General features: G+C 34.7%; 21 protein-coding genes. 6 read left to right on the top strand and 15 right to left on the bottom strand.

Annotated features, from left to right (window positions below; all coding sequences use genetic code 11):
* Nucleotides 1–52: 52 nt before the first annotated feature.
* From QO200_RS10155 to QO200_RS10145, 3 genes are all read right to left on the bottom strand, one after another.
* Nucleotides 53–2,683 (bottom strand): glucosidase, encoded by a 2,631-nt coding sequence (locus tag QO200_RS10155; protein ID WP_371539412.1) that lies wholly within the window; start codon nt 2,681–2,683, stop codon nt 53–55.
* A gap of 336 nt (nt 2,684–3,019) precedes the next feature.
* Nucleotides 3,020–3,850: a mechanosensitive ion channel family protein gene (locus QO200_RS10150; RefSeq protein ID WP_371539409.1), complete on the bottom strand. Its 831-nt coding sequence runs from the start codon at nt 3,848–3,850 to the stop codon at nt 3,020–3,022.
* A 358-nt stretch (nt 3,851–4,208) separates the two neighbouring features.
* Nucleotides 4,209–6,620, bottom strand: coding sequence for an RND family transporter (locus QO200_RS10145; protein WP_371539406.1), 2,412 nt, complete (start codon nt 6,618–6,620; stop codon nt 4,209–4,211).
* Between the two features lie 211 nt (nt 6,621–6,831).
* Between QO200_RS10145 and QO200_RS10140 the strand changes: the two genes are divergently transcribed.
* Both QO200_RS10140 and QO200_RS10135 read left to right on the top strand, forming a co-directional pair.
* Nucleotides 6,832–9,102, top strand: coding sequence for a cation:proton antiporter (locus tag QO200_RS10140; RefSeq protein WP_371539501.1), 2,271 nt, complete (start codon nt 6,832–6,834; stop codon nt 9,100–9,102).
* A gap of 3 nt (nt 9,103–9,105) precedes the next feature.
* Complete coding sequence (locus tag QO200_RS10135; protein WP_371539403.1) at nt 9,106–9,435, top strand: multidrug efflux SMR transporter; 330 nt, start codon at nt 9,106–9,108, stop codon at nt 9,433–9,435.
* On the opposite strand, the gene QO200_RS10130 is transcribed toward QO200_RS10135, so the two are convergent.
* The 4 genes from QO200_RS10130 to QO200_RS10115 form a co-directional block, all read right to left on the bottom strand.
* Entirely contained in the window at nt 9,432–11,930 is a 2,499-nt protein-coding gene (locus tag QO200_RS10130; protein ID WP_371539401.1) for a DUF5686 family protein, read from the bottom strand. The two genes, QO200_RS10135 and QO200_RS10130, sit on opposite strands and share 4 nt — an antisense overlap.
* Nucleotides 11,931–12,043: 113 nt before the next feature.
* Complete coding sequence (frr, locus tag QO200_RS10125) at nt 12,044–12,607, bottom strand: ribosome recycling factor (protein WP_371539399.1); 564 nt, start codon at nt 12,605–12,607, stop codon at nt 12,044–12,046.
* A gap of 39 nt (nt 12,608–12,646) precedes the next feature.
* Nucleotides 12,647–13,354: a UMP kinase gene (gene pyrH / locus QO200_RS10120; RefSeq protein ID WP_371539396.1), complete on the bottom strand. Its 708-nt coding sequence runs from the start codon at nt 13,352–13,354 to the stop codon at nt 12,647–12,649.
* A gap of 68 nt (nt 13,355–13,422) precedes the next feature.
* The gene (locus QO200_RS10115) at nt 13,423–14,202 is read right to left on the bottom strand and encodes a patatin-like phospholipase family protein (RefSeq protein ID WP_371539394.1); all 780 of its coding nucleotides are present in this window, start codon (nt 14,200–14,202) and stop codon (nt 13,423–13,425) included.
* 107 nt (nt 14,203–14,309) lie between these two features.
* Here QO200_RS10115 and QO200_RS10110 point away from each other — a divergent pair, with 107 nt between their 5' ends.
* Complete coding sequence (locus QO200_RS10110; protein ID WP_371539392.1) at nt 14,310–14,927, top strand: thioredoxin family protein; 618 nt, start codon at nt 14,310–14,312, stop codon at nt 14,925–14,927.
* 7 nt (nt 14,928–14,934) lie between these two features.
* Here QO200_RS10110 and QO200_RS10105 read toward each other — a convergent pair whose 3' ends face one another.
* The 5 genes from QO200_RS10105 to QO200_RS10085 all read right to left on the bottom strand — a co-directional run bounded on the left by QO200_RS10105 (nt 14,935) and on the right by QO200_RS10085 (nt 18,148).
* Nucleotides 14,935–15,465, bottom strand: a complete 531-nt coding sequence (locus tag QO200_RS10105; protein ID WP_371539389.1) for a hypothetical protein — start codon at nt 15,463–15,465, stop codon at nt 14,935–14,937.
* 7 nt (nt 15,466–15,472) lie between these two features.
* Nucleotides 15,473–16,168: a tRNA pseudouridine(55) synthase TruB gene (gene truB, locus QO200_RS10100; protein ID WP_371539387.1), complete on the bottom strand. Its 696-nt coding sequence runs from the start codon at nt 16,166–16,168 to the stop codon at nt 15,473–15,475.
* The gene (locus QO200_RS10095) at nt 16,168–16,953 is read right to left on the bottom strand and encodes an undecaprenyl-diphosphate phosphatase (RefSeq protein WP_371539383.1); all 786 of its coding nucleotides are present in this window, start codon (nt 16,951–16,953) and stop codon (nt 16,168–16,170) included. Before QO200_RS10095 ends, truB begins: the two co-directional genes overlap by 1 nt.
* Nucleotides 16,954–17,196, bottom strand: a complete 243-nt coding sequence (locus tag QO200_RS10090; protein WP_371539380.1) for a DUF3098 domain-containing protein — start codon at nt 17,194–17,196, stop codon at nt 16,954–16,956.
* A 76-nt stretch (nt 17,197–17,272) separates the two neighbouring features.
* A complete protein-coding gene (locus tag QO200_RS10085; protein WP_371539377.1) occupies nt 17,273–18,148 on the bottom strand; it encodes a cell division protein FtsX in 876 nt (291 codons plus the stop codon).
* Between the two features lie 382 nt (nt 18,149–18,530).
* Between QO200_RS10085 and QO200_RS10080 the strand changes: the two genes are divergently transcribed.
* Both QO200_RS10080 and QO200_RS10075 read left to right on the top strand, forming a co-directional pair.
* Complete coding sequence (locus QO200_RS10080) at nt 18,531–21,764, top strand: leucine--tRNA ligase (RefSeq protein ID WP_371539374.1); 3,234 nt, start codon at nt 18,531–18,533, stop codon at nt 21,762–21,764.
* A gap of 216 nt (nt 21,765–21,980) precedes the next feature.
* Nucleotides 21,981–22,673, top strand: a complete 693-nt coding sequence (locus tag QO200_RS10075; protein ID WP_371539371.1) for a zinc metallopeptidase — start codon at nt 21,981–21,983, stop codon at nt 22,671–22,673.
* 80 nt (nt 22,674–22,753) lie between these two features.
* Here the strand turns inward: QO200_RS10075 and QO200_RS10070 are convergent, their stop codons facing one another.
* The 3 genes from QO200_RS10070 to QO200_RS10060 form a co-directional block, all read right to left on the bottom strand.
* Nucleotides 22,754–23,224, bottom strand: a complete 471-nt coding sequence (locus QO200_RS10070; protein ID WP_091090810.1) for an Lrp/AsnC family transcriptional regulator — start codon at nt 23,222–23,224, stop codon at nt 22,754–22,756.
* A gap of 262 nt (nt 23,225–23,486) precedes the next feature.
* Complete coding sequence (locus QO200_RS10065; RefSeq protein ID WP_371539368.1) at nt 23,487–24,236, bottom strand: uroporphyrinogen-III synthase; 750 nt, start codon at nt 24,234–24,236, stop codon at nt 23,487–23,489.
* A gap of 13 nt (nt 24,237–24,249) precedes the next feature.
* Nucleotides 24,250–24,921: a DUF4271 domain-containing protein gene (locus QO200_RS10060; RefSeq protein ID WP_371539365.1), complete on the bottom strand. Its 672-nt coding sequence runs from the start codon at nt 24,919–24,921 to the stop codon at nt 24,250–24,252.
* Between the two features lie 104 nt (nt 24,922–25,025).
* Here QO200_RS10060 and QO200_RS10055 point away from each other — a divergent pair, with 104 nt between their 5' ends.
* Nucleotides 25,026–25,751, top strand: coding sequence for a polyprenol monophosphomannose synthase (locus QO200_RS10055; RefSeq protein WP_371539362.1), 726 nt, complete (start codon nt 25,026–25,028; stop codon nt 25,749–25,751).
* The last annotated feature ends 10 nt before the right edge of the window (nt 25,752–25,761 follow it).

Raw genomic sequence — 25,761 nt, 5'->3', positions numbered from 1 at the left:
TAAACATAAAAAATCCCGCCTTTGACGACGGGAATTTTAATAGATTTTATATTTATTTATTCTCCTCCATTTCCATGATTAAATTGGCAATAAGTGCAGTCCATCCCGTTTGGTGTGAAGCGCCAAGTCCTTTTCCATTATCGCCATCAAAAAATTCATAAAATAAATGCTGACCTTTAAAATGTTCGTCTTTTGAGAAAACATGGTTGTGATCATCAGAATGGTATTGAAACTTACCTTCGTCATTTCGTTCAAAAAGTTTAATTAGTCTTTTTGTTAATTCGTTAGCAATTTCGTTTAAGTTCAATTTTTTTTCTGATCCTGTTGGGAATTCATACACATACGTAGGTCCGTAAAACGTATAGTATTTACGTAACGACTGGATAATCATATAATTCAATGGCATCCAGATAGGACCACGCCAGTTTGAATTTCCACCAAACATACCCGAACGGCTTTCGCCAGGTTCATATTGAATTTGGTGATGACCTTCATCTCCAAAAACAAAAGGATGCTCTTTATGGTATTTAGAAAGAGAACGAATACCGTAATCAGAAAGGAACTCGTCTTCATCTAATAACCGTTTCAAAAGGTGTTCTAATCTAAAACCACGCATAATCGAGAATAGAAAATTACCGTCTTTATTGGCGTTCTCTATATTTGAAATTAAGGAAGCCAGATCTGGACGTGTTCTTATGATTTCCTTAGCTCGTCTTTGAAATTCTTTTAACTCTTTAAATAAATCGATATTCAAGATTTCGACAGCAAACATTGGAATAACACCAACTAAAGAACGCACTTTTAAACGTTCTGTACTTCCATCAGACATTTCAACAACATCGTAATAGAAATTGTCCTCGTCGTCCCAAAGCGAAAGATCTTTTTTTCCAATATGGTGCATTGCCCAAGCGATATTTAAAAAATGCCTGAAAAACTTAGCCGATATTTCTTCGTAAATTTTGTTGGTTTTTGCTAATTCAAGTGACATGCGCAACATGTTCAAAGAGAACATCGCCATCCAACTTGTTGCATCTGCCTGTTGCATTTTTTTTATTCCTTCCGGCATATGGTTGCGGTCAAAAACTCCAATGTTGTCTAAACCTAAAAATCCTCCTTCAAATAAGTCAGTACCACTAGTATCTTTTTGGTTTACCCACCACGTAAAATTGATAAGGAGTTTTTGAAAAGCTTTTTCTAGAAATGGAGTATCTGCTTTGCCTGTTCGCTTTCTGTCTTTTTCATAAACAGTCCAAACGGCCCAGGAATGAACTGGTGGATTTACATCACTGAAGTTCCATTCATACGCTGGAATTTGACCATTGGGGTGCATGTAACTTTCTTGCAAGACTAATAAAAGTTGTTGCTTAGCAAAATAAGGATCTATTTCTACAAAAGATGCCATATGAAAAGCTAGATCCCAAGCGGCGTACCAAGGGTATTCCCATTTATCAGGCATAGAAATAACATGTCTGTTATTAAGGTGTTGCCAGCTAAAATTGCGGGAGTCAGTTCTTCTGTTAGCCGCTGTTTCATCAGTGCCACCAAATATCCATTTGTGAACATTGTAATAATAAAATTGTTTGGTCCATAACAATCCCGAAAAAGCACTTTTTGCAATAGCTTGGTGCTCTTTTGGAATATCTTCGCTTATGATTTCGTTGTAGAATGTTTCACATTCCGCTTTTCTTAAATCAAATACCGCATCAAAATTTTCCCAAGGATTTTCTAAAGCGACATTGCTTAAACGTATGTTGACACTTTTTTCTTCGCCTCCTTTTAAATTAAAATGATGCCAAATTGCCGCTTTAGTACCAGACTTCTCTGGATTTATAGTTGGTTCTCCGCTTATAACATGGTTGTTAATTCCGTCTTTAACATACTCATATTCATTAGGGGAATTATAAATGCGTTCGTTGTTTGTTTCGTTTTCGCAGAATAATTGTTCACCTTCATTATGATAAAGATAGTAGTCGTCACTTCGGCTACTTTTAGAAACAATGGTGTTCTTAGAAACAGATTCCATATTAGGACGTGGATGTCTGTTGTTGTGTTTCCAGAAATTACGAAACCAAAGATGAGGGAGTACATGAATTACTGCTGTATCTTTTCCTCTGTTGACTACGGTAACTTTCATCAGGATATCATCAATATCCCCTTTTGCATATTCGATATAACAATCAAAATAAGCATTGTCTTTAAAGCTATCAGTGTCTAGTAGTTCAAATTCTGTTTCTTCTCTACTTCGGTGGCTGTTGGTTGCTATTATTTCCTCATAAGGAAATTCATTATGCGGGTATTTATAGAGGTATTTGTTGTAGGAATGGGATGGTGTTGAAACTTGATGAAAATAAAGTTCTTTAACATCTTCTCCGTGATTTCCTTGATTATTAGTGAGTCCAAATAAGCGTTCTTTTAAAATGGGGTCTTTTCCGTTCCAAAAGGCGGGAGCCAAACATAAAATTTCACGAGAATCACAAAAACCACCAATTCCTTCCTCACCCCAGCGATACGCATTACTACGTGCTTTGTCGTGATTAATAAATTCCCATGCATCCCCATTTTCACTGTAATCTTCACGAACGGTTCCCCATTGTCTTTCGGCTAAATAAGGGCCCCATTTTTTCCAATTTTTGTAATTATCGGGAACGGCTAATTTTTCTGCCTCAGAAATTTTATGAGTCATATATTGTGATGTAATAATTAATTTCTTAGGCTTAAAAAGATCAAGCCTTTATTGTAAACCGAACAGCTAGAACGTTAAAATATTCTAATCAATTCTTTTCTTTAGAGTGTGGGGTAAAAATAGGATTTATTTTTAATAAGTAGTTAAGCAATTGGTTACTATTGCTTAATTGTTAGCTATTGTGAGGATTCATTTAGTATCTCGTAAAAATAAATAGTATTAATTGTCGAACTCATACTGAGTTTTTTTCGGATAATGCATAAAAAAACTTCCGTCTTTCATGACGGAAGTTTTAATTGTTTGATAAAAACTAAAGGACTCTAAGTCCGTTGTGATTTATTTATTATTCTGAACATGAACATCTATTTGTGGAAAAGGAATGTTGAGGTCGTAATCTGGGAATTTAGTATACACTTTCTCGTTCATATCAAAGAATACTCCCCAATAGTTAGGGCTATCAACCCATACACGTACGGCAAAATTCACAGAACTATCTGCGAGTTCAGATAAACCGATAAAAGATGCAGGGTCTTTTAAAATACGGTCGTCCTCAGCAATAAATTGGTTAATGGCTTTTTTAAAATTCTCAACATCATCGCCATAAGCGATACCAAATTTCCAGTCTACTCTTCGTAATGGTTCAGTAGAATAATTGATAAGTGCATCTGTAGATAGAGGTCCATTAGGTATAATCACTAATTTCTTATCTGGAGTATTCAGCATAGTCGAAAAAATGTTGATTTCCTTTACTGTTCCTGAAAAACCTTGTGCTTCAATAAAATCGCCAATTTTAAAAGGTTTCAAGATCAAGATAATTACACCACCCGAAAAGTTTTGTAATGTTCCTGATAATGCCAATCCAACGGCTAAACCTGCAGCACCAATAATTGCAACAAATGAGGTCATCTCAATACCAATCATTCCCATTACAGTAATGACGACTAGGGCTTTTAGTATGATGTTTGTAATACTTCTTAAAAATGGGACAAGAGATTGATCGATTGATGATTTTTCCAATGATTTTCCAACTGCTTTTGTAATTAAATTGGTAACCCATAAACCAATAAACAGCACTAGTATGCCGCCGATTAATTTAGGTGCGTATTCAAAACCGAAGTCGATTATCTTGTCAAGGTAGGTGTTTACAGCTATAACTTGTTGATCCATTTTTATTGTTTTTAATTTTTTCTACTCTTTAGGCTTTTCAATTTCTCCCCGTTTTTATAGTGGTCACTGGTCTCCACTTTTTAGTGTTAGCACTACATCAGTGAGCGGGCTAAAATTTGTTGGTTTTTTTCTTAAACTATCGTTTCGGTTGGTTGTATTCATAGCCTTTTGGTGAGAGTTAATACATCTTCTTAACGGAGTTAAGTCTTCTCCACTCGAATTGTCGCGATTTTCAAATATACATATTTTAAAAAGTAACTCATAATGAACGGGGGGTTTCGGGTATAAAAAAAGCTTCCCATCTGTAAGGAAGGGAAGCTTTTTTGAGTTTTATAGGCGTTTTTTTTAAGCGTACTAATTATTTATCTGAATCTTCAGTCTCTTTATCTGGTTTGCTTAAAACATCAATTTTTGGCTCGATAAATTCCTGTTTGTTGGTTAACGACTTGTTCAAGGTTAATACCAAACAAGGCAATAACATCAGGTTAGACAACATCCCGAAAGCCAATGTGATTGCAATTAATCCACCAAGGGCAACGGTACCACCAAAATCAGAAAGCATAAACACAGAGAAACCTGAAAATAAAACGACCGAGGTATAAAACATACTCAAGCCTGATTCTCTTATGGTAGCAAAAACTGATTTTTTTATCTTCCAGTTATTTCGAGTTAATTCCTGACGGTACTGTGCTAAGAAGTGGATGGTGTCATCGACCGAAAGTCCGAAAGCAATACTAAAAACTAATATCGTTGATGGCTTTAACGGAATGCCAAAATAACCCATTAATCCGGCGGTAATCATTAACGGCAACAGATTAGGGATTAAGGAAACGACCACCATTTTGAAGGAGCGGAACATGAATACCATCAGTAAAGAAATCAGAAAGACTGCAAAAAGTAGGGACATCAGTAAGTTGTCAAGTAAGTATTTTGTTCCTTTTTCAAAAACTAATGCCTTTCCAGTCATCACCACTTTGTAGCGATCAGAAGGGAAGATTTTATTGATTTTGGTCCAAAGCTTATTTTCAATGTTCGCCATGTTTCCAGTTCCAATATCTCGCATGAAAGTCGTAATACGAGCCACCTGACCGGTGCTGTCCACATAACTTTTCATGATGTTGTTTTGGGTGTTTTTAGTTGCGTTTTTGGCATAACCCAAAATAAAACTTTGCTCCTGAGAAGTAGGTAAGTCATAATACTCAGGATTACCGTTATAGTACGCCTGCTTAGAATATTTAACTAAATTCAGAATGGAGATTGGTTTTGAAAGTTCAGGGATTTCTTCGATAGTCTCTTGAAGTTCATCCATCTTTCTCAATGTGGAAAGCTTCATGACTCCTTTTTTCCTTTTGGTGTCTACCGTAATTTCCAATGGCATAATTCCATCAAATTCTTGTTCGAAAAAAATAATATCCTGATAAAAGCCAGTGTTTTTAGGCATGTCTTCAATCAAACTTCCAGAGGTTTTAATTTTTAAAGCACCAATGCTACTTATTAAAAATAAAAAGATAGCCACAAGATAGACATGGCGTCTGTTGTATTTTACCATTTTTTCGATCCAAGCCATGAACACTTTTGTATAATTACGACTTAAATGTCTCAAGTGTTTTTCTTTTGGAACAGGCTGGTAGCTATAATAAATTGGTATAATAATAAGGCATAAAAAGAACAGGGCAACAATACTTAATGAGGAAATGATACCAAACTCTTTTAATAACTCACTATTAGTAATAATAAAAGTGGCAAAACCAGCAGCTGTGGTTAAGTTGGTCATCAAAGTAGCGGTTCCTACTTTTGTAATTACACGCTGTAATGCACGGGCTTTATTTCCATGAGCAATATATTCCTGCTGGTATTTATTAGTAAGGAAAATACAATTGGGAATTCCGATTACGATAACCAGTGTAGGGACCAGAGCGGTAAGCACCGTGATTTGATAATGGAATAATCCAAGTAGTCCAAAAGTCCACATAACACCTATGATTACAATCAACATGGCGATTAATGTAGCTCTGAAAGAACGGAAAAAGAAAAAGAATATCAACGAAGTCAGTAATAAGGAAACTCCGATGAACAAACTAATTTCGTTCATAATGCTCATTGCATTAAGTGTTCTTATGTAAGGCATCCCAGAAACACGTAAATCGATACCAGTCTCTTTTTCAAAAGCTTCAATTTTTGGGATAAAATCCTGGACAATGTAGTCTTTACGATGTGCTGTATTGACGATTTTTTTATCCAAATAAATGGCTGAGCGGATTGTTCCATTTTTCTTATTAAAAAGTAAGCCTTCGTAAAAAGGCATGTTTTGGAACAAATCTTTTTTGATCGTATCAAGATAAGCTTTGTTGACAGTTTTGGCTTGATCAACAAACGGAACTAATTCAAAAGTTTGAAGGGAATCATTTTTTTGCAATTTCTTCAAGTCGCTGATTGAAATAATCAGATCCACTTCTTTTTGTGCTTTGAGTTCAGTCATTAATTTAGTCCAGGCAGCAAATGCTTTTGGAGTAAAAAAAGCATCGTCTTTCACACCTATGACAATTAAATTTCCCTCTTCTCCAAATTTGTCTAGAAAGGCATTGTATTCTTTATTGACGATATGGTTGTCTGGAAGTAGATTGGCCTCCGTAAATGAAAACTGTATGTTTTTCCATTGCAGTGCTAAAAAAAGTGTTATTAAAACAATAACACCAAGGATGACGATTCTGTTTTTAAGTACAATACGGGCAATAAGTTCCCAAAATCCTACTTTTGATTTCTTTTTCATAAGAGTTTTAAAAATGGGTGCAAATGTAGTGAAAACCACCACAAAAGCCACAATTTATATGAATCTTTTTATGTGGTTTAGACCTGGTTTTTATCTGTTTTATCTCGCTTTTTTCTTTCGCTGAAAAATTAATTTTAGCCTTGTAAAACGTATTATAGAATTTTACATCTTTGTATGATTTTTGAAATTAATATGCCACTGTACAATGGATTTGAAAAAATATAAAAATACCCTGTTTTATATAGGGGTGACCGGAGGTTTTACTGCGTTGATTTATTGGATTATTACTAAGGGGAAACTACTGGAAAAAAGAAACAATCTAATAGTTTCAGAAACAGGAAATAGTTCCTGGAATGATTTTATATTTTCCATGGAACATAATTTTGAAGATCCTTTGGCTATACTCTTGGCTCAAATTGTAATGATTATCCTAGTGGCCCGTCTTTTTGGCTGGATTTTCAAGAAGATTGGGCAGCCAACAGTTATTGGTGAAATAATAGCAGGAATAGTTCTAGGGCCCTCCTTATTGGGGATGTATTTCCCTGGTTTTTCGGCGGCTTTATTTCCTGTTGAATCCTTAGGGAATTTAAAATTTCTTAGTCAGATAGGGCTTATTCTTTTCATGTTTGTTATTGGTATGGAACTCGATATTAAGGTGCTAAAAAATAAAGCCAGTGAAGCAGTTGTAATAAGTCATGCCAGTATTGTCATTCCTTTTGCGCTAGGTATTGGTTTGTCTTATTTTGTATTTAACCAATTTGCACCTCCAGGTGTTCAGTTTCTTTCCTTCAGTTTATTTATGGGAATTGCCATGAGTATAACGGCTTTTCCAGTTCTAGCAAGAATCGTTCAGGAAAGAGAAATTCATAAAACTAAACTTGGAGCTATTGTCATTACTTGTGCTGCCGCTGATGATATTACGGCTTGGTGTCTGCTTGCTGTGGTGATTGCAATAGTAAAAGCGGGCGATTTTATTAGTTCGTTATATGTAATTTCGCTTGCCGTAATTTATGTTGTGGCAATGATTTTTATTGTTAAGCCTTTTTTGAAGAGAATAGGTGATTTGTATGGTTCTAAGGATAGTATTGGAAAACCGGTAATGGCTATTTTCTTTCTTTTTCTAATTCTGTCTTCTTATGCTACAGAAGTAATTGGTATTCATGCTCTTTTTGGAGCTTTTATGATGGGATCCATTATGCCAGATGTGACTAAATTCCGAATGATATTTATCGAAAAGGTAGAAGATGTTGCGGTGATTCTTTTATTACCCTTGTTTTTTGTTTTCACAGGATTAAAAACAGAAATCGGACTTATAAATGATCCGTATTTATGGAAAGTTACTGGAGCAATTATTATGGTTGCTGTCGTGGGTAAGTTCCTGGGAAGTGCGCTGGCTGCAAAATTTGTGGGACAAAACTGGAAAGACAGCTTTACGATAGGTGCTTTAATGAATACCAGAGGATTAATGGAGTTGATTGTGTTAAACATTGGGTTAGAGCTTAAGGTTCTAACTCCTGAGGTTTTTACAATGATGGTAATTATGGCATTGGTTACTACTTTTATGACGGGACCTGCTTTAGACTTAATAAATTATTTATTTAAAGACAAAAGTGAGCCTGATGCCGAAGAAATAAACAATCAAAGTAAATACAGAATACTATTTTCTTTTGGAAATAACGAGAAGGGAAAATCACTCTTGCGATTAGCGAATAGCCTGACCCAAAAACAGAAAAGTAAATCTATTGTTACTGCGATGCATCTCTCCCTGAGCGATGAGCTACATACTTTTAATATGGACGAGAAAGAAAAAGATAGTTTCTTACCCATTTTTGAAGAGTCAGAGTTATTGAATATAGAAATTAACACCATTTTTAAAGCAACGATAGATATCGAATCTGAGATTGCAGATGTGGCAAATCAAGGGGATTACGACTTGTTGCTTGTAGGTTTAGGAAAATCAATTTTTGAGGGAACTATTCTTGGTAAAGTAATTGGTTTTACCACCAGAATTATGAACCCGGACCGATTAATTGATAAGTTCACGGGCAAGGAAGGCTTGTTTGAAAATTCTCCTTTTGACGAAAGAACCCGACAAATTGTTGCCAAAACAAAAATGCCACTGGGAATCTTGATCGATAAAGAATTTCAAAATATAGATCAAGTATTTATTCCAATTTTTAAATCAGAGGATTCTTTTTTAATTGATTATGCCCAAAAATTAATTTATAATAATGATTCAAAGGTTACTATTCTAGATGTAAACGGTCATGTAAAGAATAACTTTGTTCTTCAAAGCGCAGTGGCTTCTTTAGAACAAATACATCCTAATAATTTAGCAATAGTAACCGATAAGATTGTAAGTTTGCCTTTTCTTGATAAACAAGACTTAATGCTTATTAGTCTTGAAAGTTGGAAATCATTATTAGAGTCAGATAGCGATTGGTTGATTGGCGTTCCCTCTGTTTTAATTATTAAGCCATAACTTATGCATTGGATTTTATTAATCATAGGAGGATTGTTCGAGGTTGGATTTGCATCTTGTTTAGGCAAGGCCAATGAAACAAAGGGAATTGAATCTACCTATTGGATGTTGGGTTTCTTAATTTGCCTTAGTGCAAGTATGCTGTTGCTCTATAAGGCGACCCAAGAACTACCTATTGGTACTGCTTATGCTGTCTGGACTGGTATAGGAGCAGTGGGGACTGTTTTGGTAGGGATTCTTGTATTCAAAGAGCCAGCTACTTTCTGGAGGATTTTCTTTTTGACGACTTTAATAGCTTCCATTATTGGTTTAAAGTTTGTCTCTAGTCACTAAAGTCCTAGATTAAGAACATAGCTAAGTTTTACAGCAATGTTGTCTTCAAGTTGAGGTAATTGATTGGGGCCATAGCGGTAAAATGCGGTAAGACCTAGTCCTTTAAAAATTTGATTGAGTTCGATTCCAGATTCAAAATAACCCTCATTCAGGGTTTTGTAATTCAATCCTGCATGTTGTTCGGGTTTTTGTAAATTTCCCCAAGCCATTCTGGATACCAGAACTAGAGAAGGTTTTACTTTCTTAAAAATAGTAACTCTATTGAAGCCATGTTTAAATTGGAAATAGACAAACTCATTCGAGAAAAATTCATTGAAGAACATCGTTTCAAAACTATTTTTTCCTGCAAAGGTGATTCTTTGAATGATGGTTTCTTTCGTAATATTATTTGGAGAGGTGTTGTACAAATGGGTTAAAGGAATGTCGCCTATAGCATAACCTGCTTCGAAAAGTAAATTTGTTTTTTGACCATTCAAATATTTTTTCTCAAACTCTGTTTTAAAATCTATTTTACTGAATTTAAAGTCATTATCTAGTACTTTTGGTAAGGACTGCGTAAACTGAAAAGTGAATTTTGGAAAACGTTTTTCTACTTCAACTCTGCCAGTTGGCGTTTGCATATAATCACTGAAAGGATTCCATTGCAAGGAAACCATAGCTGTTGTCATAATGTAATTGGAGTATAATTTACCGTTTAAATTATATACATAGTTGAATTTGGGTTCGATTTCAGAGCGATTCAAAGTCCAGATACTTTCTGTTTTAGGAATGATTTGGGTTTTTAAAGAGGCTTCCCAGCTCGCGTAATTATAAAATGTACTAATGTTTATAGGTCGAGGATCGTACAGTTTAAAAGGTCTTTTTTCGATAGTGTATAAACTGTTAGCTATCTCCCTGATATCGTTCGTGTAGGATACGCCAATCCAGGAATCAGAAAGTTTACCCACACGTGCAGATAGCCCTGCATTATATTTGAAATTCCCGTCTTTTGTACCGTAAGCGGTATAGCCCTCAATTCTGAAATTTTTTAAAAACTGATCATTTGTAATTCCTCCAAAACCCAATCGAAACCCTTCATAGTTATTGTAACTTATAATTTTCCGTAAGTCCATATCAAAAAAACCTAAAGGTAAAAACCCGTTGATAATTTTTCTGCCAAAACGAATTCGGCTTGCAATTCTTCTTTTGACAGCAATACTGTCTAAAGCTAAATAGGTTTTTTGGCTTCGAATGTCCAAACTGTCCTTACGATAGGAATTCCAAAAACGTTCTGGTTTATTAATGGCGTCGTCTTTTATTTCGACAGAAATATAGCTTTGCTTTATTTTGATTGGGATGTTATACTGAATGTCAAAATTATCGGTTTTAGATAGTAGATATGTAAAGTCGGAAGCTGTTTTTTTTCTCGACTTGAAATCCTTTTCAACGTCACCGTCAAATTGAATCGTTCCACCAAGTATTTTTATATCATCGTCATTTTTTCCTTTTATAATTTTAAACGTTTTGCGAATGGGGAACCAAATCTCTTCCTCGGGAATGTATTGGAATTCATGAATGCCACTGATATCAAGAACTCCTTTTATTCGCATAATCGCCTTGGAAATGGCAAAATTATTTTGGTCAATATATAGCACGCCTTCGAGTCCTGAAGCCTTACTTTTCTTTTTGTTCTTAAAATAAATCATGTATGACATTCTTCCATCTAGGGAGATGGTGTCCAGTAATTTATAATTATAATCATTTAGGGCGTCAGTAGCGATAGGACTGTTGTACTTAGTTTCAAAAAGCTCATAACGAGAATCATAGACTGAGAAGGATTGTAGATTGAACGCTAAAATTTCATAAATAGGTTGTTTAAATCCTGCCATTTTTGTTCCTAAAATAGTTTCTTTTAATTTTTGATTCCCAAATTGATATTGCGATACTTTCTCCGTTTGAAATAGATGTTGCTTTCTTACAATCTCTTTAAATTTACAAGCAGAGGAGTCGATTTTAGAGAAGGTCTTACCAATCTTTTTTTCAATAAATACCGAGTCAATAGCTCCTTTTAACGAGTCAGGATTTGCGGAAACTATTAGTTTATTATAGGACTTAAATTCAAAACTGCTAAGCTTTTCTTGAGGATTGTTATTCTGTTTATTGGCGATTACTTTTCTAATAATGGCCAATGCAGGATTTTTATTCGAAATCAAAACCTCCTTTAAGTCATCTCTTTTTGGGGTTAGGAAAATGGCATAATAATTTTTTTCTTTTATGACAGGAACCGTAGTTTTAAAATGTCCAATGTAGGAAACTTCAAAAAATGAAATACTGTTTTTTGAGAAAATACTAAATTTTCCGTCTACATCTGAAATGGTTGTGGAGCCGTCAGCAGCAGTAATTGTTGCAAAAGCAAGCGGTTTGTTTGCTGTGGATTCTTTTACAATTCCGTTGAGCTGAAATTGAGCTTGGATTGAAAAAGTAAAGAAGAAAAACAGTAGGCAAAAATGCTTCATAAAAAGTTTTATTACAAAACGACCATAATCAAATTATGGTATGTATGAGATAAGAATAAGAAAATCCGTCTCGCTTTTAAACGGGACGGATCATGCTATTAATTTATTGAAAGTTATACTTTCATGATTTCAGCTTCTTTATGAACAAGAAGTTCATCTACTTTTTTGATGTAATTATTAGTTAAAGTTTGAACTTCTTCTTCGGCACTTTTACAAATGTCTTCAGATGTTCCTTCTTTTTCTAATTTTTTGATTTCTGTATTAGCATCTTTACGAGCATTACGAACCCCTATTTTTCCGTCTTCTGCCTCTACTTTTGCTTGTTTAGCAAGATCGCGTCTTCTTTCTTCTGTTAATGGCGGAACACTAATAATGATAAGGTCACCATTATTCATTGGATTAAATCCTATGTTTGCTACCATAATCGCCTTTTCAATAGCATGAAGCATGTTTCTTTCAAACGGCTGAAGCGTGATTGTTCTGGCATCAGGAACACTTAATTTTGCTACTTGCGAAAGCGGTGTGGCTGAGCCATAATAATCTACAAAAACACTTCCTAGCATTGCTGGAGATGCTTTTCCTGCTCGAATGTTTAGAAACTCTTTTTCTAAGTGGGCAATAGAACCAATCATCGATTCTTTAGTACTATCTAATATAAATTCAATTTCTTCAGTCATTGTTTCCAATTTTTAAGTCCCCTTCGGGGATTTAGGGGATTATATATTTACTACTGTTCCTATGTTTTCTCCTTCGCAGATTTTTAATAAATTACCTTGTTTGTTCATATCGAAAATTACGATAGGCAATTTATTTTCTTGGCTTAATGTAAATGCAGTAGAATCCATTACATTCAATCCCTTTTTAATAACGTCGTCAAAAGAAATGAAATCAAATTTTAGAGCGTCAGCATTTTTTTCAGGATCTGAATCATAAACTCCGTCAACACGTGTTCCTTTTAGAATTACATCTGCGTGAATTTCTACACCACGTAAAACAGCTGCGGTATCTGTTGTGAAATAAGGGTTTCCAGTTCCAGCTCCAAAAATTACAATTCTACCTTTCTCAAGGTGACGTACTGCTCTTCTTTTAATATAGGGTTCAGCAATTGCTTCGATTTTTAATGCAGTTTGTAATCGAGTAAGCATTCCTTTGTCTTCTAGTGCGCCTTGCAATGCCATTCCGTTGATAACTGTGGCTAGCATTCCCATGTAATCACCTTGTACGCGGTCCATTCCATTACTGGCCCCTGCAACTCCTCTAAAGATATTTCCACCACCTATTACAATGGCAATTTCAATTCCTTTATCGTGAATTTTTTTGATTTCTTCGGCATATTCAGCTAATCTTACTGGGTCAATACCGTATTGTCTGTCGCCCATTAAAGCTTCACCACTTAATTTCAGAAGAATTCTTTTATATTTCATGTCTATGTTGAGTTGTTTCGTGCAAATATAGTGATATTCTTTTTTTTTGAAATAGTGTGGCTTAGTTTTTATAAATTTAGTTTTTCAAAGGAACTCTTGGCCGCTTCATAACCAATCTTAAAAATCGCATCCATTTTTGCTTTATTCATCTCAAAAGTGCTGTATATACTGAGTTCTTTAGGTTCTATTACCCATTCGCAGATGTTGAATTTTTGCATATTCGAATTAGCAGAAAGGATATCAAATGCTCTGGTGGTCACTGCTCTGATCGAATTTAAGTCTTTAGCGTCTATTTTTTGAATTGGACTAACATAAACACCAATTATATTATCGCATTGACCTTGCAGGACGTCAGTTGGGAAATGATTTAAAATTCCACCATCACTATACAAGTCTCCTTTAATTTCAAATGGTGATATAATTCCGGGAAAAGCAGAAGATGCTAAAAGGGCATCGCTAATTTTTGTGTCTGATTCGAATATTTTCAATCTGCCTCTAACCATATCTGTAGCAGTTATTTGCATAGGAATTTTTAATTCTGCTAATGAGGCATCTTTGAAAATAGCGTGAAAATATTCTTCAAAGGATGCTGAATCGATCAAGCCCGCTTTTTTAAAAGTAAAATGCCTCCACTGAAAAAGATAGACCGACTTGAAAAAGCTTAAAATTTCATCAGGAGTCTTTCCCCAGGCATACATGGCTCCTACGATTGCTCCTGCGCTTGTTCCTGCAATTCGGGAGGGGCGAATGTTTTGCTCTTCTAAAAATTTAATAGCACCTGCGTGAGCAATACCTTTTGAACCTCCTCCGGAAAGGACAAGTCCAATTGATTTTGAATTAAAATCCATTTTCTTTTTTCTTTGTTCTAAAATTACTGCTTTGCTTCTTTTTAAGTGACTTTTGTCATGTTAAAAATTAGTAAATTGTTTTAACTTTACATAAATAAAGACAAATCATGAAAAAATCGATTGCTACAGCGTTGTTCCATAGTCATTCCTATTTCGAATACAGAAAATTAGTTTCAGATTTATTGAAGGATGATAAATCTACTGGTAATGAGCAGTCGCCTGCTTTAACTAATTACAGTCATCTGAATGATACTCGTATGAATCGTTTAGACAAGACGTTAAAGGTACCTCAAGAGAGTGCTCAGAAATTAGAGTCCTTAAATAACGAATACATTTGGTTGGTCATTTCTGAAGGTTGGTGTGGTGATGCTGCACAATTACTTCCAGTTTTTGATAAATTAGTTGCAGCCTCTAAAGGGAAAATAGAGATGAGAATTGTTTTGCGTGATGAAAATGAAGAGTTGATGAATCTGTTTTTAACTAATAAAGGTAAAGCGATTCCAAAACTTATTGTCATTAATAAAGAAACTGGTGGTGCATTAGCACATTGGGGACCGCGACCTAAAGGCGCTATCGATTTAATTGAGAATTATAAAAAAGAGCACGGTGCCATTGATGATACGGCTAAAGCTGATTTGCAAATGTGGTATTTACATGATAAAGGAATGTCATCCCAAGAAGAAATTATTGGTATGATGCTAGACTTGGACAAGGAATTAGAATAAACTTATTTTAGAAGCTGATTAAGGAAATCCCTAAACTTATATTTCCTGAGTCCCTTTGATTGTTAATAGGGAATGCATAGTGGTTTAGTTCGATAAATAGTAAAATATCATCGTCGTTTTGTATTCCAAGACTAATTTTTTTATAGTCACCTGTTAAGTTACCACGACCCAATGCAATTGCTTTCCCCAGGCCTAACTGAAGTGTAATTCTGGTTTCGTCACTTATTTTTGGACTTAATCTAAAATTGGCAAAAACAGGAGCGACAACTAATTTGTTAGACCAGTCCCAGTTTAATCCTCCATGAATTCCTAATCCAACCCATTTTTTGTAGTGAACGCCATAGCCTAATTTTGTTCCAATACCGTCTGGTATAAGCCAAGGTTCTTTTTTGTTTGTGTATTCGTCAACTTCTCCGCTTTTAGGGTTTCCAGTGAAAGCCAGAGTGACGTCAAATTGAACGTAAGTGAATTTTTTATCTTGGGCAAAAAGACTCCCGGAAAACAAAACTATGAACAATAACGTTTTTAGAAGCTTCAAAATAGGGTTATTTCGATTCTAAATTATCTTCGAATGCAATAGCATCCACAGCATCTTTCACATCATAATCCCCAATTTTTGTACGTCGCAAAGCTGTTAAATGGGATCCTGAGTTCATTGCCTTTCCAAAATCAAAAGCTAAAGACCGTATGTAAGTACCTTTGCTGCAAACCACTCTGAAATCAATTTCAGGAAGTGCAATTCTGGTAATTACAAATTCATGAATTGTAGTCTTTCGGGATGCGATTTCTACCGTTTTACCTGCACGTGCATGCTCGTATAGTCTAACGCCTTCTTTTTTTATAGCAGAGTAAATAGGTGGTATTTGGTCTATCTCCCCTAGGAATTGCTTCACGGTTTCATGAATTAAAGCCTCGTCTATATGTGAAGTAGGGAATGTCTCGTCTATTTCAGTTTCTAGGTCATAAGAGGGAGTGGTGGCTCCAATGAAAAAAGTTCCGGTATATTCTTTGGCTTGACCTTGAAGTTCTGTAATTCGTTTTGTGAATTTCCCAGTGCATACTAAAAGTAATCCTGTAGCTAGCGGATCTAAAGTTCCCGCGTGACCAATTTTAAATTTTTTAGGAAGCCCCAGTTTGTTAATCAGCGCATATTTTAATTTATTTACCGCCTGAAAGGAAGTCCAATTCAAAGGCTTGTCAATCAATAAAATTTGTCCGTTTAAGTAGTCTTCGTCTGTCATTAAATGATAGTCAGGGGATGAATGAAAAAATGAATAATCAGTAAAATGATTCCGGCAGCAATTCGGTAATAACCAAAAACTTTAAAACCTTTTTTACTTAAAAATCCTATAAAACTTTTAATGGCTAAAAGCGCCACGATAAAAGCGATAACGTTACCAATAATCAATAAGTTTATTTGGTCATGTGTCAAGACGAAACCATCTTTGTAATAGTCGTAACATTTTTTTGCTGTTGCACCAAACATAGTCGGAACGGCAAGAAAAAATGAAAATTCAGCTGCTGATGTACGCGATAATTTTTGGGACATTCCACCCACAATGCTTGCGCCACTTCTAGAAACTCCTGGAACCATTGCTAGACATTGGTATAAACCAATTTTAAATGCTTTTAGGTAGGTTACTTTAGTGTCCTCTGAGTGATTAAACCAATCGTCTACTTTTAATAAAACGATACCACCTAGTAAAAGAGAAACCGCAACCGTGACAGGGCTTTCTAATAATTCATCTATCATATCGCTGAATAATAGTCCTAAAACTACAGCAGGAATAAAGGCAACGAACAATTTAAAATAGAAGTCCCAAGTCTGAAAGAAACGTTTGAAATATAAAACTACAACCGAGAGAATGGCTCCAAGTTGAATTACAATTGTAAAAAGTTTTGTGAAATCATCACTTGCAATCCCAAAAAAGGAAGAAGCAATAATCATATGTCCAGTGGACGAAACAGGTAAAAACTCAGTAATTCCTTCAATAATAGCAAGGATGATCGCTTGTAATGTATTCATTTATGCTTTCTTTGGATTTTTTAATATGGCGTAAACTGTAATTCCAAAACCAATTAAAACAGTTGTTGGAGCGAGACGGATTCTTCTAAAATTAAAAATAGCATCGCTATATACATTAGGGTCATCACTTCCTCCGCCAGACATTAATATAAATCCGAGAGCAATTACTCCAATACCAATAAGTAAAATGGTGTAATTTATTTTTCCAAAAAGAAAATCTTGTTTTGTGTCGTTATCTTTCATTGATACTTTTTTGTTTTTTTAATTCTGAAATTCTGTGGTGCTTTTGCACTTTCGGGCTCGAGTCAAGAGTAGGTAATTAATACAAATCGTCTGTTCTCAAATTCAAGAATTTTTGGGTTGCAAAATGAGTACTTAACCAAGTAATCAAAACACCAATTCCAAAGACAGCCAATAATACGCCTGCGATAGGAGCTTTGTTGTCAAGAATTCCTAGGTCAGGAAAACTAGTTTCAACGTAAATTAATACACCAATCAAAGCAATAATGGCTAGAGCAGCGCCTAGCATACCTAGTTTGATACTACGCATGACAAATGGTTTTCTAATAAATGATTTTGTTGCGCCTACCATTTGCATGGTTTTAATGATAAATCGGTTGGAGTGAATCGAAAGGCGTAAAGAGCTGTTAATCAGTAAAACGGCAATAAAAGTCAGGAATCCGCTGATTATTAAAATCCACATACTCACTTTTTTAATATTGTCATTGACTAAATTGACTAACTGTTTGTCGTAAACAATATCAGAAATCATAGGGTTTAGTCGCAGTTTTTTCTCCACTTTAGCTATAGAATCCTTTTCGACGTAATCTGCTTTTAAGTGAATGTCAAATGAGTTTTGCAATGGATTTTCGCCTAGAAACGTCATAAAATCTTCGCCTATTATATCTGTATGTTGTTTTGCAGCTTGCTCTTTAGTTACATAAACGGTAGATTTTGCGTAGGGTGCAACTTTTGATTCTTTTCCAAAAGCTTTTAAAATACTGTCGTTAGCTTCGTTTTTGAAAAATACTGTCATGGCGATTTTTTCCTTAAAGTCGTCAGCCAGTTTTTTAGAATTTATAATAAAAAGGCCTAATATTCCCAATAGGAATAGTACTAAGAATACACTTAGCACAACCGAAAAATAAGAGGAAATTAACCTGCGTTTTTGAAACCTATCAAATGAAGAACTCATAGTTTACTTTAATTATGGGGTAAAAATAATAAAGAATTTCTTTATTTGAAGTTAATAACGTCCAAAGTTTCAACTTTCGTACAATAAACGTAAATTTGCCACCTTAAAATACACATCGTGATAAACTTTGTCACATTGCAACTTTGCAAGCTGTATATAATGAATTGAGCGCACGAAAGCACGGTTCCATTAAAACATAAAATAGGAACAAGGAATGACTCGAGCTTTTGCGACAGCATGACTCTATTAAAATAAAAATATAAAAAGGGAATGACTTGAGTTTTAGCGACAGCATGACTCCGTTAAAATAAAAATATAAAAAGGGAATGACTTGAGCTTTAGCGACAGCATGACTCCGTTAAAATAAAAATATAAAAAGGGAATGAAATATAATCCGAACGAGATAGAAGCCAAATGGCAAAAATATTGGGCAGAGAATCAAACTTTTGCCGCTGTAAACAATTCTGAAAAACCAAAACATTATGTGTTAGATATGTTTCCTTACCCATCAGGGGCAGGGCTTCATGTTGGGCATCCTCTGGGTTACATTGCTTCAGATGTGTATGCAAGATATAAAAGGCATCAAGGGTTTAATGTTTTGCACCCTATGGGCTATGACAGTTTTGGATTACCGGCTGAACAATATGCCATTCAAACTGGGCAACGTCCGGAAGATACCACTTCAGTAAATATTGATGGTGGTTATGATAAAGAAGGAAATAAAATTGCTGGATATAGAAAGCAATTGGATAAAATTGGGTTTTCATTCGATTGGAGTAGGGAAGTACGTACTTCTAATCCAGATTATTACAAGCATACCCAATGGATTTTTATCCAGTTATTTAATTCTTGGTACAACAAAGACAACGATAAAGCCGAAGATATTTCAACTTTGCTTGCTATTTTTGAAAAAGAAGGAAATGCAAATGTTAATGCCGTTTGTGATGACAAGATTACTCCTTTTACTGCGGTAGAATGGAATGCTTTTGCAAAAGAGCAACGAGAGAGAATTTTGTTGCAATACAGATTGACCTATTTAGCAGAGACGGAAGTCAACTGGTGTCCAGGTTTAGGAACGGTTTTGGCAAATGATGAAATTGTAAATGGAGTTTCGGAACGTGGTGGGTTTACTGTAGTTCGTAAAAAAATGACGCAATGGAGCATGCGTATTTCTGCTTATGCAGAGCGCTTGTTGCAAGGTTTGAATGGTATTGACTGGAGCGAAAGCATTAAAGAAAGTCAGCGAAACTGGATAGGGAAGAGTGTTGGAGCGATGGTTAGTTTTCCAGTTATGTCAGTAGGTATTGAAAGCGAAAATAACAATAGTTTCTCGCTCGAAAAAGCACTAGAACTTAGAGGGGATTCAACGGTGACTGAACAAAAATTATGGCAAAGTTTAAAGTCAAAAGCATTAGATTATAAGTTCAAACACCAATATTTAATAGGTAATTATATCGTTGATTTTGTTTGTCTTTCAAAAAAACTGGTTGTTGTAATTAACGAAGAGACTTTAGATTTTCAAGAAGTTGCAAATGTAGAAAGAGCGAAAGTTATTATTGAAAAAGGGTTTAAAATAATTCGTTTCAATAAAGAAGAAATTCTAAGAAATATTGATGGAGTTTTAGATGCGATCACGCAAGAATTAGATGAAAGTGAAGGTGTAGCTTCTGTTATTAAGAAGATTGAAGTTTTTACCACTCGTCCTGACACCATATTCGGGGTTACATTTATGACTTTAGCTCCAGAGCATCCTTTGGTTCAGGAAATCACAACGCCAGAATACCAAGCTAAAATAAACGAGTATATTTTAGCATCGTCAAAACGTTCTGAAAGAGAACGTATGGCTGATGTAAAAACTATTTCAGGGGTCTTTACTGGAGCTTATGCTGAACATCCTTTTACAAGAGAACCTATTCCAGTTTGGATTGGTGATTATGTATTGGCTGGTTACGGTACAGGGGCTGTTATGGCGGTTCCTTGTGGTGATGAACGTGATTATGCTTTTGCTAATTTCTTTAAAGGACAAAGCGGAATGCCGGCAATCAAAAATATTTTTGATAAAGACATTTCTGAATCGGCTTTTGGAGCCAAAGACGGTTTCAAATTAGTAGATTCTGATTTCTTAAACGGATTAGGATATAAAGAGGGGACGTATAAGGCAATTGAAGCTTTAGAAAAAATAAATCAAGGAAAAGGAAAAACAAATTACCGTTTGCGTGATGCTGTTTTCTCCCGCCAAAGATATTGGGGAGAACCGTTTCCGGTGTATTATGTAAATGGCTTGCCGCAAATGATTGATGTAAAATATTTACCAATTGTACTTCCTGAAGTAGAAAAATATTTACCAACGGAAGATGGACTACCACCTTTAGGAAATGCAGAAGTTTGGGCTTGGGACACAACTAAAAATGAAGTAGTTAATACTGACTTAGTAGATCACAAAACGATTTTTCCTTTAGAATTGAATACGATGCCAGGTTGGGCAGGAAGTTCGTTTTATTGGATGCGTTATATGGATCCAAAGAATGAAAACGAATTTGCTAGCAAAGAAGCTTTGGCATATTGGGAAAGTGTGGATTTATATATTGGTGGAAACGAACATGCAACGGGACATTTATTATATTCTCGTTTTTGGAATAAATTTTTAAAAGACAAAGGTTTTGCACCTACCGAAGAGCCATTCAAAAAACTGATCAATCAGGGAATGATTTTGGGGACTAGTGCTTTTGTTTATAGGTTAGAAGGAACAAATACTTTTGTTTCTAAAAATAAAATTGACGGACAAAATGTTCAACCAATTCATGCAGATGTTTCAATGGTAAATTCATCCGATGAATTGGATATTGAAGCTTTCAAAAAATGGAGAGAAGATTATAAAGATGCTGAATTCATTTGTGATGAAAATGGTAAGTACATTGTGGGTCGTGAAGTAGAAAAAATGTCTAAATCGAAATACAATGTAGTTACTCCAGATGATATTTGTAATGAATACGGAGCAGATACTTTACGTTTGTACGAAATGTTCTTAGGGCCACTAGAGCAAGCAAAACCTTGGAATACGGCAGGGATTTCGGGAGTGTTTGGTTTCTTGAAAAAACTATGTCGTTTGTATTTTGACGAACATAACTTGATTGTTACTGATGAGGTACCAACAAAAGACAACTTGAAGACATTACATAAAACCATTAAAAAAGTGGCAGATGATATTGAGAATTTCTCTTTCAACACTTCGGTTTCACAATTTATGATTTGTGTGAATGAATTGTCAACTCAAGGCTGTCATTCTCGTGCTATTTTAGAACCATTGGCAATTGTGATTTCGCCTTATGCGCCACACATTGCCGAAGAGTTATGGTCGTTATTAGGAAATAAAGGTTCTATTGCGACGGTTCCTTTTCCTGTTTTCGAACCAAAACATTTAATAGAAAGTAGTAAAGAATATCCAGTTTCTTTTAATGGAAAAATGCGTTTCACTATCGAATTGCCTTTGGATTTAACCAAAGATCAAATCGAAGAAATCATTATGAAAGATGAAAGAACGATAAAACAATTAGAAGGAAGAACACCAAATAAAGTGATTATCGTACCTGGTAAGATCATTAATTTGGTTGGCTAAATTTCTTAAAAAATGCAATAGTAAAAAATCCAAATTCCAATTGCTGGGGTTTGGATTTTTTTTGGATAAATAGTGCGGGCTGTAATGTTGAAATTTGGGATTTCTCTATTTTTGGGTTTGATTTCTATAGTGTCAAATTGACATTATTAAAATTTGGTGCAGAATTTGCATTATAATTGGTAAGTGTAAAAAAGAAATAAACAAAAAAACAAATATATGGGAATGAGTTATTTAATTCTTGCTGGTGCAATTATGCTGGCGAGCTGGGCAGTAAGTTCAAGACTGAAGAGTAAATTTGAACATTATTCTAAAATGCAATTGCAAAACGGAATGAGCGGTGCTGAAATTGCCGAGAAGATGCTTGCTGATAATGGGATTCGCGATGTGCGTGTGATTTCGGTAGCGGGGCAATTGACAGATCATTACAATCCGGTTAATAAGACAGTGAATCTAAGTGAGGCAGTGTACAATCAACACAATGCAGCTGCGGCTGCAGTAGCGGCGCACGAGTGTGGGCACGCAGTGCAACATGCCGTGGGTTATCAATGGTTAACTATGCGTTCTAAGCTGGTTCCATTTGTAAACGTGGCATCTTCGTACATGCAATGGATTTTGATAGGTGGAATTTTATTAATGAATAGTTTTCCGCAATTGTTACTTGTCGGAATCGTGCTGTTTGCAGCAACCACTATTTTTTCAATAGTAACTTTGCCGGTGGAATACGATGCCAGCCATCGTGCATTGGCTTGGTTAGAGAATAAAAGAATGCTTACACCGCAAGAACATGATGGAGCTAAGGATGCTTTAAAATGGGCTGCCAGAACTTATGTAGTTGCTGCGTTAGGTTCTATTGCTACTTTGTTGTATTACGTTTCCATTTATATGGGTGGCGGTAGTCGAAGAGATTAAGGTATGTAGCTAATTTGCTTTTATGTATACAAGCCGTCTCATTTTTAGGAATGAGACGGCTTTTTAATTGTCGTGTTTTTTTATAGCTGTATCTGTCTGTCTATTTGTTGGTCTAAAGAGATGAAAGTCTCTGTTCTGGATACGCCTTCAATTGTTTGAATTTTGGTATTCAGTAGATTCATTAAATGTTGATTGTCTCTACAGATGATTTTAATCAAAATAGACCAATTTCCAGTGGTGTAGTGGCACTCTAGTACTTCGGGGATTTTTTTCAGTTCTTTAACCGCTTCGAGGTTTCGAGCTGCTTTGTCAAGATATACTCCAACAAAAGCCATAGTGTTGTAGCCGAGAACTTTATGATTTACTACAAATTTTGACCCTGAGATTACGCCAGATTGTTCTAGCTTTCTCAATCGTTGATGAATTGCAGCTCCTGAAATTCCAATTTTGTTGGCGATTTGAAGGATTGGTTTTCGGGCGTCTTCCATAAGGAATCTTAAAATTTCTTTATCGATTCCGTCTATTTCCACTACCATGGAGTTTATTTTCATAACTTTTATTTGAGAACTAAAATGGATGTATCTAGTTGTAATTGAAAACCAAAATTAAACAAAAACAACTAATAATACAGTGTTTTACCTTATTTAGAAATGTGCTTAAGTTTTTACTGTAACTCTTAAGGAAAACACGACACATCAAAAGGTAGGTTTTAAATGTTTGACAGGATTCTACTTTAGGAGGGAATTGGGCATAAAAAAACCATCTGTTGTCCAGATGGTTTTTTGTAATTTTTATTTGAATTTAAATCGAGAATTATTTTCCTTTATTAGCTTCAATAATATATTTTTCTAAGGCCATTGTCATCGAAGGTGCATTTGGAGAAGGTGCCAAAATATCAATTCGTAAGCCATTGTCTAAAGCTTCTTTTTGAGTAGTACTTCCAAAAACGGCTATTCTAGTATCGTTCTGTTTAAAGTCCGGAAAGTTTTTTAATAATGATTTAATTCCAGTTGGACTAAAGAAAGCTAATACATCGTAATATACATCTGCTAAATCAGATAAATCGCTCATCACTGTTTTGTAAAAAATACCAGGAGTCCAGTCTACTTTTAATCCATTAAGCGTGATTGTTGCGTCAGCATTTAATTGATCTGAGGCTGGTAAGAGAAACTTCTCGTCTTTGTATTTTTTTATTAATGGAGATAAATCTACAAAATCCTTAGGACCTACATAAATTTTACGTTTTCTGTAAACAACGTATTTTTGTAAATAAAAGGCAACTGCTTCTGATTGGCAGAAGTATTTTAAACCTTCGGGAACTTTGAATCGCATTTCATCAGCCACTCTGAAAAAATGATCTACAGCATTTCTACTAGTCAAAATAATTGCAGTATACTGATTGAGGTCGATTTTTTGAAGTCTAATCTCTTTGGCATTAACTCCTTCTATATGAATAAAAGGTCTGAAATCAATTTTAACTTTATGCTTCTGTTGGAGTTCAAAGTAAGGAGAATTCTCTACTTTAGGCTCGGGCTGTGACACCAAAATTGTTTTCACTTTCATATTTTAACGTTTTCTAAGCGCCCCCTTTTTTAAACATAAAAAACATAAAAAAATAGGGGGCTATTTCGAGAGCGCAAAGATATAAAATAAAATAAAACATCTTACTGAATATTAGATTTTGATATCTTTTTATTGAAATAAAATATACTAATATGTTAACTATCAATACAATAGATATTATTATTAGTGGAATATTTCTTGATATTGTATCGTAATAAAACAATATAATGTTGATAGGTAGGATAAATAGGCCTATATAAGTTCTGTAAGTAACCTTTTGAAGGTTAAATTGCTCCATAAACTCCTCAATATTAAATGCTGTAGCAATGATTTTTTCTATTAAATATTTCGATAAAACGAAAAATATCAAAACAGTAATAATCTGAATGTAAAGTATCAGGTCTGTCTTTGAGCCGTACCCAAAAAAGCTTAAGGAAAGCTGAATGAAAAAGGCAAAGGAAATTACTTGCACAAAAAATAGTGAAATGGTAAAAGTGCCTTTCAGATGACTCCCGTCACGATATACTTTTGAGTATTTATCTGAAAATATCAAATTCATAAAATCGGCAAATCGATTTTCATAAATGGATTTAGTAAATGCGATAATAGCAAATGCCAGAACAAATAAAATAGTTGCCCAATCTTTGCTTTCTGTTATTCTTGGATGAAGTAGGTGTTCGATCATAGCGCGACAAAATTACTAATTTTTTAGATCAATCTTTTTATTATAATTTTATTATGAATGAAATGCCATAAAAACGTTACTTTTGCCGTGAAATTACAAGAAATATGAACGACTGTATTGTTATAATTCCTACCTATAACGAAATTGAAAATATCGAAAGCATAATCAGGTCGGTGCTTTCTCAACACAAACCATTTCATATTCTTATTGTTGACGACAATTCTCCGGATCATACCGCAGATAGAGTTAGATTGCTTCAAACGGAATTTGGTGGTCGTTTATTTTTAGAAAATAGAGAAAAGAAGTCTGGATTGGGAACAGCCTATGTTCATGGTTTTAAATGGGCACTAGAGAATAAATATGATTTTATTTTCGAAATGGATGCTGATTTTTCTCACAATCCGAATGACTTGGAGAAATTATACAATGCCTGTCATTTTGGGAATGCTGATTTAGCGATTGGTTCACGATATGTTACAGGGGTTAATGTGGTCAATTGGCCATTAAATAGAGTACTCATGTCTTATTTTGCATCGGTATATGTTCGAATTATTACGGGGATGAAAATTCATGATGCTACAGCAGGTTTCATATGTTATAAAAGAGAAGTGCTTGAAAGTGTCAACCTCAATAAAATAAAATTTGTTGGTTATGCGTTTCAGATTGAAATGAAATACAGAACCTTTTGTAAAAAATTTAGTATTGTTGAAGTGCCAATAATTTTTACAGACAGGACAAAAGGACAATCAAAAATGAGTAATTCAATAATTGTTGAAGCCGTTTTTGGAGTAATTGCTCTACGATTAAAAAAATTAGTTAATAGTTTATAAGAAAAAGTAC

The sequence above is a fragment of the Flavobacterium sp. Arc3 genome (assembly GCF_041431375.1).
Taxonomy (GTDB): Bacteria; Bacteroidota; Bacteroidia; order Flavobacteriales; family Flavobacteriaceae; genus Flavobacterium.
Note: the sequence above shows the minus strand (reverse complement) of the source record. Positions and strands in the feature narration are given on the sequence as shown.